Annotated in this window: 9 protein-coding genes and 1 tRNA gene; 7 read left to right on the forward strand and 3 right to left on the reverse strand. The window is 46.2% G+C overall.

Annotated elements, in window-relative coordinates; genetic code table 11:
- The first annotated feature begins 62 nt into the window (after positions 1–62).
- Positions 63–2,738: a hypothetical protein gene (locus tag ISR87_07910; GenBank protein ID MBL7025369.1), complete on the forward strand. Its 2,676-nt coding sequence runs from the start codon at positions 63–65 to the stop codon at positions 2,736–2,738.
- Between the two features lie 32 nt (positions 2,739–2,770).
- On the opposite strand, the gene ISR87_07915 is transcribed toward ISR87_07910, so the two are convergent.
- Positions 2,771–3,238 (reverse strand): YkgJ family cysteine cluster protein, encoded by a 468-nt coding sequence (locus ISR87_07915; GenBank protein ID MBL7025370.1) that lies wholly within the window; start codon positions 3,236–3,238, stop codon positions 2,771–2,773.
- 1 nt (position 3,239) lies between these two features.
- On the reverse strand, positions 3,240–4,004 hold the full coding sequence (locus ISR87_07920) for an SDR family oxidoreductase (protein ID MBL7025371.1): 765 nt from the start codon (positions 4,002–4,004) through the stop codon (positions 3,240–3,242).
- Positions 4,005–4,172: 168 nt separating this feature from the next.
- On the opposite strand from ISR87_07920, the gene ISR87_07925 reads away from it, so the two are divergent.
- The 5 genes from ISR87_07925 (at position 4,173) to miaA (ending at position 9,571) form a co-directional block, all read left to right on the forward strand.
- On the forward strand, positions 4,173–4,814 hold the full coding sequence (locus tag ISR87_07925; GenBank protein ID MBL7025372.1) for a site-2 protease family protein: 642 nt from the start codon (positions 4,173–4,175) through the stop codon (positions 4,812–4,814).
- Positions 4,814–4,993, forward strand: coding sequence for a hypothetical protein (locus ISR87_07930; GenBank protein ID MBL7025373.1), 180 nt, complete (start codon positions 4,814–4,816; stop codon positions 4,991–4,993). Before ISR87_07925 ends, ISR87_07930 begins: the two co-directional genes overlap by 1 nt.
- Before the next feature lie 11 nt (positions 4,994–5,004).
- Positions 5,005–6,699 carry a glutamate formimidoyltransferase gene (gene ftcD, locus ISR87_07935; protein MBL7025374.1) on the forward strand — a complete coding sequence of 565 codons (1,695 nt, stop codon included), beginning with the start codon at positions 5,005–5,007 and terminating at the stop codon, positions 6,697–6,699.
- A gap of 25 nt (positions 6,700–6,724) precedes the next feature.
- Complete coding sequence (gene mutL / locus ISR87_07940) at positions 6,725–8,497, forward strand: DNA mismatch repair endonuclease MutL (protein MBL7025375.1); 1,773 nt, start codon at positions 6,725–6,727, stop codon at positions 8,495–8,497.
- A gap of 162 nt (positions 8,498–8,659) precedes the next feature.
- Positions 8,660–9,571: a tRNA (adenosine(37)-N6)-dimethylallyltransferase MiaA gene (gene miaA, locus ISR87_07945; GenBank protein MBL7025376.1), complete on the forward strand. Its 912-nt coding sequence runs from the start codon at positions 8,660–8,662 to the stop codon at positions 9,569–9,571.
- A 180-nt stretch (positions 9,572–9,751) separates the two neighbouring features.
- Here miaA and ISR87_07950 read toward each other — a convergent pair whose 3' ends face one another.
- On the reverse strand, positions 9,752–12,166 hold the full coding sequence (locus ISR87_07950; GenBank protein MBL7025377.1) for an adenosylcobalamin-dependent ribonucleoside-diphosphate reductase: 2,415 nt from the start codon (positions 12,164–12,166) through the stop codon (positions 9,752–9,754).
- Between the two features lie 504 nt (positions 12,167–12,670).
- On the opposite strand from ISR87_07950, the gene ISR87_07955 reads away from it, so the two are divergent.
- Positions 12,671–12,741, forward strand: a tRNA-Gly gene (locus ISR87_07955).
- Positions 12,742–12,775: the final 34 nt, after the last annotated feature.

Genomic DNA, 12,775 nt, shown 5'->3' on the forward strand with positions numbered 1-12,775 from the left:
GAGGCAACTACTTGTTAAATAGATAGGGATTACATATATTCACCCCTAATTTTGGAGGGGATATGAAATCAAAAATATTTTTTAGTCTATTGTTTTTATTCAATTTGGGTTATGCCATTGAGGAGAATCAACTCTGGGATGGCAATCAGATTAATAATTTGTGGGACAATACGGGTCGGATTACCTCCCATGGTCCCGCTGCAGGGATGGAATGGCCTGCAGGCAGTGGTGATAGTCCTGTATTTGCTGCAGGTCTTTGGGTTGTTGCTGGTCGCGTGAATGGTGCAGATGATATTCGCAGTGCATCGGCCGAATTCACCACTGAGTCTCTCCCAGGACCCTGGGGCTCTGATCCTGAATTACCAGAGAACAGAATATACAAAATTCAGACTGCGGATGGTCGATCCAATCCTGATTGGGATATCTGGCCCATTGATCAGGGGGCACCCTGGATTGATGTGAACGAAGATGGTGTATATGATCCAGCCATTGATCGCCCGGATGTTAAGGGTGATCTTTATTTTTGGACCGTATTCAATGACGGTAATGCAGAGAGACACTCCCATCTATGGAGTACCCAACCCCTGGATGTTGAAGTCACCAGCGCTATCTACGGTTTTGAAGGACCAGGTCCCTTGGAAAACACCATGTTTATTGAATGGAACATCAAGAATGCAGGGACGAACCAGCTGGATTCTGTGTTTTTAGGTATCTGGCAGGATATTGATCTGGGTGACGCCAATAACGACTACCCTGGCTGTGCCCCCGATCTTGATCTGAGTTATCATTATGTTGGAGAATTGCCAGATGAGGACTATGGAATGTTCCCACCGGCAGTGGGCTTTTCCCTCCTTCAAGGACCCATCGTGCCTTCCGTTGGAGACACAGCCTGGGTTTCAGGTGAACTCGTTCCAGACTATAAGAACCTGCACACCTCGGCTTTTATTCCATTTTGCGCCGTTGAATGTCCAGATCCTGAGACCGCCGGAGAAGCATTTCTGGCGATGCAGGGTCGTAATCAAGAGGGGAATCTCTATGTAAACCCATCCAATAATACACCAGAACCATTCATGTATTCCGGGAATCCAGTGGATGGGTCAGGATGGTTGGCAGTAAACGACACATATCCCCGTGATTGGCGGGGGGTTCTATCCACTGGCTCTATTAGTCTTGCCCCAGGAGCGTCTCAACAACTGGTTGCGGCTTGTGTGATTTCTCCAGGTATGGGTCCAATAGCTGCCCTGGCAGCTTTATTTGACGATGTTGAAACAGTTAGGGATGTCTACAACTCACAGTTTACCGAAATAGAGAGTATTGTTCAGGTTTCAGAAATTGACATTCCCCACAATACAGAAAGCTCGGGACCCTTCACTTTTCAGTTTGAGATTCTGGATAGCCAAAACCGATGGTCGGGTAGCAAGTACATTAACTTTATAACAGAGGTTGGTCTTGCTACCTATGTCCTGGAATCTGTTGGGGACAACATATATCAGGCTGAAATTCCAGAATCTTTTGCAATGGGAACAGTTACTGCGTTTTACTATATATTTCATGATGATGGTGTGAGTGATCCGGACTTTTGGCCCTCAGGTGCCCCTAACAATAGTATGTTGTTTACGTTTGGACCTGATCACGAAGCACCAGTAGTCGCTGGATTGCAGGAACACAATGATGTCCACTATCTGTTGCCATTCACCAAATCAGTGCAGATTGATACCGTATACGACCAACGCTTTGATGTTGAAGACGTCTGGCTGAATTGGACCATCGGTGGCAGTGATATTATGACGGCTCCCATGGTTGCAATCGATTCGAATGAAGTGGACTGGCAGTTAAATCAGGTCTATCTCGGTGAGTTGGCAGATGTGGTGTCTCAAGAGGGCGATACAGTTAAATATTGGGTTACCGCTCTGGATGGCAGTCTTGGGAACAATGCCGGAAATTCAGAGATCCATTCCTTTGTGGCCCAAAATCATGAAACGGTGGCTGACTTTGATCGCATTAGTAATTTGTTCGAAATCGTGGATTGGCAACCCTTTGAGAATGCCATACTGTCTGAATTTATAAATGGAGCAGATAACTGGCTTCATGTCATCCTGCTGGCAGTGAACGCGTCTGATGTATCTGCAGATACCATGCAGATGATTCGTGAGCTTGATCTCACGCCCTTCGATGCAGCCTGGTTCAATATCCCCATGGTTGGTAGCTTTCGAGATTCTACTAACTATGGCTTGATTCAGATACGGGCTGACGGGGTCTATCACACTGTGGATTCTCTTTATGGCACCATTCCACCAGCGACCTATTCCTACGATCTATCGCCCTTCCTGGATGCAACTGATGTGAGTATCCGCTTTGTGGCACATCCAAACTATGGATTTATGCGCTGGATGATCGATGATATCTTATTCCATAACGACCCGACTCTGGTTGGCATCAAGGAATCAGATTTGAACCCGGCAACTTTTTCGTTAAAACAAAACTATCCAAACCCATTCAATCCTCTCACGAGCATCGCCTACACACTGCCTGAGCTTATGGATGTTGAATTTGAAATATTCGATATCAGGGGCCGCATGGTAAAAAGCTGGTCCTTGGCAAGACAGGCCAGAGGAGAACACAAATTATTCTGGGATGGCACCAATGCAGGCGGTGAGCTGGTTTCCACCGGCGTTTACCTTGGGGTTATCAAGACAGAGGACTATCAGGCAACAATTAAAATGGTTTTACTACGATAGGACAGATCAGGTAAGCCCCTGGGGGCTCAATATTAATTCTCGACTTTATCGATTACATCCTCTGGCAGGGGACCAGCAGGCGTCTGACTCGTTTGATTCTTGATGGCTTCAATTTCAACAAAATCAAACAATCGACCCCGCCCTATGCCTTCGCACTCTTCTTCAATCAATTTCCAGCGGTATTGTGATCTCAGATTAGCCTTCCAGAAGGGGAAGGTCCTGCATTGTGTGGGGCGTGCTTCATAGATAGTGCAGCCCTTCTCTCCATAAAAGATGCAGTTGTCTTCATCGTTCTTGAACACATACTGACCTTCATGGAGTTCCATATAAGTTGATGTAAATTTATTGATACTGAGATCAAGATGTTTGGCGGCAAAGCCTACATCCTCCAGTGTGGGGTAGACAAAGCCACCTCCCAGCTTGCAGCAGGCGCCACAACCCGTGCATTCAAAATGCAGCCCCCTTGCGTAGAAGCGTTCTTTAAGCGCAGATTTTGACAAGTTAGAAGAGACCCTTTACCAGACCACCATCCACCACAATGGACTGTCCTGTGAGATAACTGGCTCTAGCAGAGGATAGAAAGGTAATCACTGCTGCCAGCTCTTCGGGTTGTCCCAGACGCTTCATGGGAATATCCCTGGCGATGAGGGCTGGATCTGCAAGATTACTATGCAATTGTTTTACCCTTTCAGTATCATGGATACCAGGCAGTACCATATTCACTGTAATACCATGCTCTGCAACCTGGGCCGAAAGTGTTTTGGCATATCCAGTCAATCCAGCGCGAGCTGTATTAGAAAGGATGAGTGAGTCGATGGGCTGTTTTACGGAAACCGAGGTAATAAAAACAATCCGGCCCCATCCGTTTTTACGCATACCACCCAGAACTTCCTGAGCGGAGTCTTTCATGGCAATCAAATTTCCCAGTAAGGCCTTGGCCCACTGATCCTCACTTAGACTATCATAAAATCCAGCTGAAGGACCACCATTGTTGGCCACCAGGATATCTATGGAACCCCAGTTTCCCTCGATCTCATCCAGCATCGCCCGGCGTGCCTCTGGATCTACCACATCACAGGCAAACCCCTGGACAGTGGCACCAGTGATTTTGCTCATAGATTCAGCGGCAGTTTGAATTCGTTTTTCATCTCTAGAGCAAATAGCCAGTCGACAACCCTCGCGGGCCAGTTCCAGAGCTGCAGCATATCCCAGTCCAGTTGAAGCGCCTTGAACCAGGGCCACCTTATTTTTTATACCAAAATTCATACTTTTTCCTTATTCAAAAAATTCGTGATATGATAGGATGGCGAAAGCAACTGGGAAAGGATCAAATCGTGGCTAATCCTGTTCACATCCATGGTGTGCCGTCTATATTAGGCGGTTTAATAATAGAATAAAGGACCACTTATATAAATGGACGCAACAACCGCTTTTATGAGCAGACTTCAGGATTTCATATACCTGGCTCCCGGTATCTTCATCGGGCTTACCTTTCATGAGTTTGCACATGCCTATGTCGCATTTCGGTTGGGAGATTCAACTGCAAAACATATGGGACGATTAACGCTTAATCCACTTGCTCATCTTGATCCATTTGGGACAATCATGCTATTTTTGTTCAGATTTGGATGGGCCAAGCCTGTCCCGGTAGACCCCCGCAATCTGAAAAATCCTAAACGGGATATGCTGTGGATATCAGCGGCAGGACCCCTTATGAATATGTTTTTAGCACTCATATCCGGTGTACTGATACGCATATTTTTAGCCACTGATCTGGCTTTTGCAGACCCTCAAAGTAGCATGGGCATCATTCTTAAGATGTTGTCCTTATCGCTTCAAATAAATCTGATCCTCGCATTTTTTAACCTCCTGCCCATTCCACCTCTGGACGGGTCCAAGATCTTTGCTGGCATCCTTCCAAATCGGTTTGCTCACCAGATCTACCTGATCGAAAGCAGTGGACCAATGATCCTTTTTGGTATCATAATTTTTGGGATGATAACCGGTTTCCACATCATAGGTATGGTTATTCACCCATTTGTTAATGTCTTCTTTAGATTATTTGCCGGGATCTAATGCCAGAACTGAAGTATGCCAAAACCCGTCGATTGAGACGTTTTGAATCTGCAGAGTCAGATGATAGACGTATTCATTTTCGACGCCTAACCTCTTCTTACCCAAAACGCAGTTTTCTGGGTCTATTGGTAATGGCTGGCATCATTCTATATATTCTATATTATTTATCCAAAGTTTAGGGGTTTGACAGATGCAGAAAATTGTTGAATGTGTACCAAATTTTAGTGAAGGCCGTGATCTGGCCCTGATCGAGAAGATCACCTCATGCATTGCTCAAGTGGAAGGTGTTACGCTGCTGGATGTGGACCCAGGTGCAGACACCAATCGTACTGTGGTCACTTTTGTCGGTGGTCCAGAAGCCGCAGTTGAGGCAGCTTTTCAAGGCATCAAACGTGCCTCCGAGCTCATCGATATGCGCAAGCACAAAGGAGCCCATGCCCGCATGGGAGCCACAGATGTGTGTCCCTTTATCCCCGTGAGCGATATGACCATGGAGGAATGTGCTGACTTGTCACGCATGCTTGGCAAGCGAGTTGGAGAAGAATTAAATATTCCAGTATACCTCTATGAATACTCAGCTGCCACTCCAGAACGTGAGAATCTTGCCAATATCAGAGCCGGGGAGTATGAAGGACTTTCAGAAAAATTAAAGGATCCGCATTGGAAGCCAGATTTTGGACCAGCCGAGTTTAATGCCAGATCTGGAGCTACGGTCATGGGTGCCCGTAAATTCCTCATCGCCTACAATGTGAACCTCAATACACGTGATACCAAAAAAGCCACAGACATAGCCCTGGAGATTAGAGAAGCGGGTCGCAACGCCAGGGATCCTGAAACCAATAAATTTATCCGCGACGAGAATGGGACGCCCATTACGCGTCCTGGCACCTTGAAAGCGGTCAAGGCAGTTGGCTGGTATATTGATGAATACAACATGGCCCAGATTTCCATGAACCTGGTGGATATGGAGGTAACACCGTTTCATATCGCCTTTGATGAGGTGGTCAAGCAGGCAGATCTACGTGGTTTACGGGTTTCAGGTAGCGAGCTCGTGGGTCTCATTCCCCTTTCGGCCATGCTGGACGCAGGTAAATATTATCTCACCAAGCAAAATTCCAGCACTGCAGTTTCCAATGCAGAGCTCATACGCATGGCCATCCAGAGTCTGGGTTTGAATGAAATCTCTCCCTTTAATCCCCAGGAACGCATTATAGAATATCAACTGGGTTCACAGGACAAGAAAAACCTGGTGGATATGGGTGTCACAGAATTTGTAGATGAGCTGGCTTCAGATTCACCTGCCCCAGGTGGCGGGTCTGTTTCTGCTCTGGCTTCAGCCATGGCTGCAGGTCTCACCAATATGGTGGGTGTGTTAACCTTTGGCAAAAAGGGTTATGAGGATAACTGGAGCGAGATTGAAGAATTAAGCAATCAGGCTCAAGCCTTGAAGGATACCTTCCTCTTTCTGGTAGATGAAGACACCCGATCATTTAATAATGTCATGACAGCCATGCGTTTACCCAAAATTAGTGAAGAACAACAGGCAGCCCGTCTGGAAGCCCTCCAGGAGGCCACCATTTATTCAGCTGAAATCCCCCTTAAAGTGATGCGGCACTCGCTGCAAATCATGAAACTGGCTGGACGTATGGCAGAAATTGGTAATCAGAATTCATTGTCTGATGCTGGTGTGGCCGTCCTGCAGGCACGCGCCGGACTGGAAGGAGCCGCCTTGAATGTCCTTATTAATATTCCAGGAATTGATGATAAGGAAATTGTCGCCGAATTTGAACAAGAAGTCGAAAAACTTCAGGCTAATTCCAGTGCACTTGCTGAGAAGGTGCTTTCAGTCATGACATCTAAACTGAAATCAGACAGCAATTCATAAACCGAAAGTCTAAACCATAATCCCTATGTCACGTATCCATATTCTCCCAGATATTCTGGCCAACAAAATAGCTGCCGGTGAGGTAGTTCAACGACCTGCCTCAGTGGTCAAAGAGCTGGTAGAGAATGCCATCGATGCAGAGGCCACACGCATTGAAGTCACCATCAATAATGGAGGTCGTGACCTCATCCAGGTGATTGACGATGGACTTGGACTTGATAAAGATGAACTCGGATTGGCTCTGGAAAGGCACGCTACCAGCAAAATTGCTGAGATTGATGATCTCTTTCGCATAAAAACCATGGGGTTCAGGGGCGAGGCGCTTCCCAGCATTGCCTCTGTTTCCATGATGGAGCTGGTCTCTCGAGCACGGGGAAGTGAGGGTGCATTTTCGTTGGAAGTTCAGGCTGGAATACCGGGTGACGTTGAACCCGTAGCCTGGGAAACCGGCACACGGATTACAGTAAAGAATCTATTTTTCAATGTGCCTGCCCGCCTCAAATTTCTCAAAGCCAAGCGAACTGAACTCAATCACATCATCGATCGGGTGAAGCCTTTGGCACTTATTTATCCTGAGATCGCCTTTAAGCTGGTTGCAGATAAAAAGGTCATCTTTGATCTCCGAGTGGGCTCTCCACAGGAACGTGTGACCGCTGTATTCGGTAGTGACTATGGTAATAAAATCATCGAGGTGGATGAAAGCCGGGGGAATATCAAAGTAACTGGTTTTATTGGAAACCTGGACTTGGTTCGGGTGGCCAGGGGTGAACAATATCTTTCTATAAATCAGCGTCCCATATCAGATCGCTTGATTAATAACGCAGTCTATCAGGCCTACAAATCACTCATACAGCGTGGTGAATTTCCATTTTATACCTTGAATATATCTGTTCCCTTGAACGAAGTTGACGTCAATGTTCACCCCACCAAAACAGAAGTAAAATTTAACGATGAATGGCGTGTCTATCATGTGGTTAAGGAAACGGTGGAGAATGGGTTGCGTCAGACCTTGAAGGTCATGCCTGGTTTCCAAAATCGTCCATCAGGTGCACCCCTTTTCCCGCCCTCAGATTCACATTCACCTCAGACCAGCTTCATGGCTCCTCCAGGAGGAGGGTACAACCCTGATACTGAACCCCGTAGCCAGGAAGAGAGTGACCTGCTTCAAAAGGCCAGACAGTTCAGCCAGGTGTTGGATAGAGCTCCTGTTGAGGTAAAACCACAGAGGCAACATGGCGGTTTTATCTGGCAGGTTCATAACAAGTATATCCTCAGCCAGATCAACAATGGGATTGCCATCATTGACCAGCACGTCGCTCATGAGCGGATTCTCTATGAAGAAGCCCTCCGGGATATGGATGAGAATAAAGGCACTTCTCAGTCGCTTCTTTTTCCTGCAACACAGGAATTTTCAGCAGATGACTATAATGTTCTGGTTGACATTATTCCTTCGCTTAACACCCTGGGTTTTCGTCTACGGGAGTTTGGACCACAAACCGTATTGGTAGAAGCCGTTCCAACCGGTATGCGCGGGGGGAGTGAAGGCGCCATCTTAAAAGAAATTATTGATTACTATCGTGAAAATCGTGTTTTTGATTATTCGCCATCTAAACGCCTCGCTGCTTCCTACTCATGTAAAGCAGCTGTTAAAGCTGGTGATCCTCTCACGGAAGAGGAAATGCGGGTTCTTGTGGATCGGCTGTTTGCAACAGAGAATCCCTTCTATTGTCCCCACGGTCGTCCCATCATCATTAACCTGAGTATTGATGAATTGGACAAACGCTTTGAGCGTCATTAGATCAGAGTGGTATGTGGTGTCATCCTGCCTGCCAGGTCGTAGCCGCGAGGTGTAGACTGGAGCTCGTGTCATCCCGAGCCGTCACACTGAGCGGAGTCGAAGTGCGAGGGACGAAGTGCGAGGGACAAAGTGTAAGGAATTAGATAAACTCACACGACAATCATGAAACCCATCAAAATTCATAATCAAATTCTGGACACTACCTCAAGTGACTATCTCATTTTAGCAGGACCCACAGCTGTGGGTAAAACAGATACGGTCATGTCGCTGGCTGAAGCACATGATATTGAAGTGGTGAGTGGCGATTCCCGTCAGATATACAAGTATATGAATATTGGCACGGCCACGCCTGACGCTGAGATGCTTCAAGGTTTGCCCCACCATCTACTGAACGAACTGACCCCTGATATTGTCTGGAATGCTGCTGATTTCTACCAACGCGCCCGCCTAATTATTCTGGAGATATTGGATAGGGGCAGACTGCCTGTTGTGGTGGGTGGAGCAGGGATGTATCTGGATGCACTCCGTTTTGGCCTGTTTGAGGAACAGCATAAAGATCCTGCTATCAGGCAGAAGTATCAGGACAAGGTGGATGCAGGGGAAGCAGAAGCATTATGGAATCAATTGATGAAGCTTGATCCTGAATACGCCGCGACTTTTCACTTTAATAATTTTAAAAAACTCATGCGGGCTTTTGAAATCTACGAGTCCTCAGGCATGATTCCCTCGAAGGCGTTTTCCAACAGTTCTGACCCCTTCGAAAAACAGGGGATGCTGGTTGTTTTGGATCGCGATCGCAAAATTCTGTATAATCGCATTAATCACCGTGTGTTGAAAATGCTGGAAGAGGGTCTTATTGAAGAATGCCAGGCCCTTCTTGAAAAAGGGTATACTCCTGAGCTCTATCCCATGAAGACCATTGGATACAAGGAAGTTTATGCCTTCCTGGCTGGAAAAATTGATGAAGCTGAAATGATTGATTCCATCCAGCAGAATACCCGCAATTTTGCCAAGCGACAACTCACCTGGTTTAGAAATCATCCTTTTGATTATTGGATAGATTTGGGGTCTTAATCCCTGATACTCGGAGGTTGAGGTGGTATGCTGAGCCGAGTCGAAGCGCTCTCGAAACCTCCAAGTTGTACCCTGTTACCTTGACACTTCGACCGGCTCAGTGTGACACATCCGTGGCCAGTGTCGAAGAAATAAAAAAGCCCCGGTTTCCCGAGGCTCATTTATACTTGGTGTACTAGATTAACATTTCGAATATCCACAATTGTGGCATAGGAGACAGCCACCTTCGTGGGATATGGTCAATCCACATTCAGGACAGGTCGCCATGGTTTTTGAAGTTGTCCCATTTGAGGGTTCAACCATTCCGAAGTGTGCGCCGCGCTCTTCATCACCACTATCATCTGATTCAGCCATTCCGAAGGTCTGTTGTTTATTGACCTGACTTTTGTTGAACTCAGACATGTGCTGTTCAAGGGCTTTTCCAATGGCATCGGGGGTAGAAAGAATCAATTGACCATTCTCCCAGACCGGGTTTGGTCCGCTGATACCCTTGAGCTGCTTGATAATTTCTTCCACATCCATCCCGCTTCTCAATGACAATGAAATCAGTCTGCTGATGGCCTCTGCCTGGGCAGCCGCATTGCCACCTGCTTTTCCGATGGTGGTGAAAATTTCACACAAACCATCTTCATCATGATTGATGGTGATATACAGGGTGCCTTCGCCAGTACGTATCCGATGTGTCACACCAAATGTATCTTTGGGACGCAGACGGGGACGCAGCGATGGAGGATTCAAGGCCAGTTCTGGATCTGCTGTAACCACTTGCTTGGCTGCAGTATTCTTTTCATCCTTTTTCTCTGAAATCAGGATACCATCACGACTACCCTCGCGGTAAACAGTGATCCCTTTTAGCCCTGCTTTGTAGGCAGCCTGGTAGATATTTGCCACTGTTTTAACATCCACATCTTCAGGAAGGTTTACAGTGGAACTTATGGAAGCATCAATATAGCGCTGAATGGTTCCTTGCATCTTGACCCTGAAGTAGGGATCAATATCGTGGGCTGTGACGACTGAATCGGGTAAATTTTCATCGCTGCCATATTTGTTCAGGATAGTTGGGTGAACAACTTTGAACTCGTCAAACTCATCGCCAAATCCAGTATTCTTTTTCACTCTTCGTTTATAGCTGACGTTGAAAATAGGTTCTACACCTGAGCTAACCTGAGCAACGATAGCTCCAGATCCCGTTGGTGCCACAGTGAGAATGGTAGCATTTCTGATACCGTGAGTTTTGATTTCTTCTTGAATCTCTTCAGGTAAATTTTTGATGAACTGGCTTTTTTTGTAGCCATTCCATTGATAATTGGGGAAAGAGCCTTTTTCTTTGGCCAGTTCAATGGATGTTTTATAAGCAGTTCCTGAAAGCATTTGCATGACTTCTTCAACGGCTTCCAGAGCCTCATCCGTATCATACTTGATGCCGCGTAGCATGAGCATGTCTGCCAGTCCCAGAATTCCCAGACCAACTCGTCTGTCACCCAGGGCATTCTTTTTCTGATCTTCCAGAGCGTGACGATCAACATTATAGTCAATCACATTATCCAGATAGCGAACGCTGAGACGAATGGTGTCATTGAATTCATCCCACAGGAAGTCACCATCGGTATTGACAAAGCGAGCCAGGTTGATGGCGCCCAGATTGCAGGCTCCACCATCGGGGAGGGGTTGTTCACCGCATGGGTTGGTGGATACCAGCGGGCTGCAATATTCAGCATTGTGATGGTCGACCATGGTGTCCCAGAAAATGATTCCTGGTTCAGCACTGGCATGGGCAGCATAAATGATTTTGTCCCAGAGTTCACGGGCACGAATGGTTTCGTAGACCTTGTCGTTCCAGCGTAATTCAAAATCTGTATCCAGTTCTACCGCTTCCATGAATTCATGGGTCAGGAGCACAGAAATATTTGAATATTTAACTCTGGAAAGATCAAGTTTTACATCAACAAATTCAGCAATGTCTGGATGATCCACACGGAGGGTTTGCATGTTGGCGCCCCGGCGGCCATGCTGGGCAATGGTATTTGTATTTTCGCTGAACAGGTTCATAAAACCTACAGGACCGCAAGATTCGCCACCGGTTCCATCAATTGAGGAGCCTTTTGGACGCAATACGGAGAGGTCATGTCCGCAACCCCCACCATATTTGTATGTTTTGGCTTCTTGAATGATGGCATCATAGATGGCATTGATGGAATCCTTCTTGATTCCAACCACATAGCAGTTGTTAAGGGTTGTCTTGATATCCTCACGACCAGCTCCGTGCATAATGCGCCCACCGGGAACAAAACGGAAATCATGGAGGATGGTATAAAACCGGTCTTCCCAGACCTCTGGTTTATCCTCAAGACCGGCCATTGCTTTGGCTAATCTATGCCATAAATCTTCAGGAGATTTTTCATCGGGTGCTAAATATTTATTTTGTAAGACACTTTTCCCCAGCTCATCCAGGCCGTAGTATGCATCAATATCAGATCCGCTTCTAACGGTGTCTTTATTCACGATGGCTTCAATCTGCAATTCCGCATTTTGCAGAGAGGCTTTGCCGAGATCGTTTTCAGTCGACTCAAAGGGGAATTGGATGGTTTCGGACATGTAGGTTTGCTCCTCAGCGATTTATCTATACGTTAACGGCTTAACTCCTCAAATCAAAAATGGCGGAAAAATGACAGAGAGAAGTCCTGTACCCAATTGTTGGTTGACTGGTTTGTATGGTGTCCTGCACGTGATTCGGGTCACTATTACCCAGCGTGACGAATATAGAGGGGAGACAAATTATGACAAGAATCAATTTACATAAAACTACAAAATGTTGCGGTATACATATCTCAAGCGCTACATCTTGTATCTGAGAGTGAGCCCTTGTGTATCAAACATTTAGCGAAATTTCACCCCTTCAAGCCACTCAAAAAAAATCAACACACCTCCATTTATTTGAATTCAAAAACCAGCGGAGCTCTCAAGCGCCGTTATTTGCACTTCGATTTTTATATGATGATAAAACCAGTCATGAATAATATGAACTAAAAACAGATATATCAGGTATTTGACTTGCGATGTCGTCCTTAAATCTTTTAATTTCCCTCGCAATTTTTAAATGCGGGTGTCGCATAGTGGTAGTGCCTCAGCTTCCCAAGCTGATGGGAGGAGTTCGATTCTCCTCACCCGCTCATTTCATTTAAAAGTTAAAAGTTAAAAGTGATA

This window comes from Candidatus Neomarinimicrobiota bacterium, from assembly GCA_016784545.1.
In the GTDB taxonomy this organism is placed as follows: domain Bacteria; phylum Fidelibacterota; class UBA8477; order UBA8477; family JABMPR01; genus JABMPR01.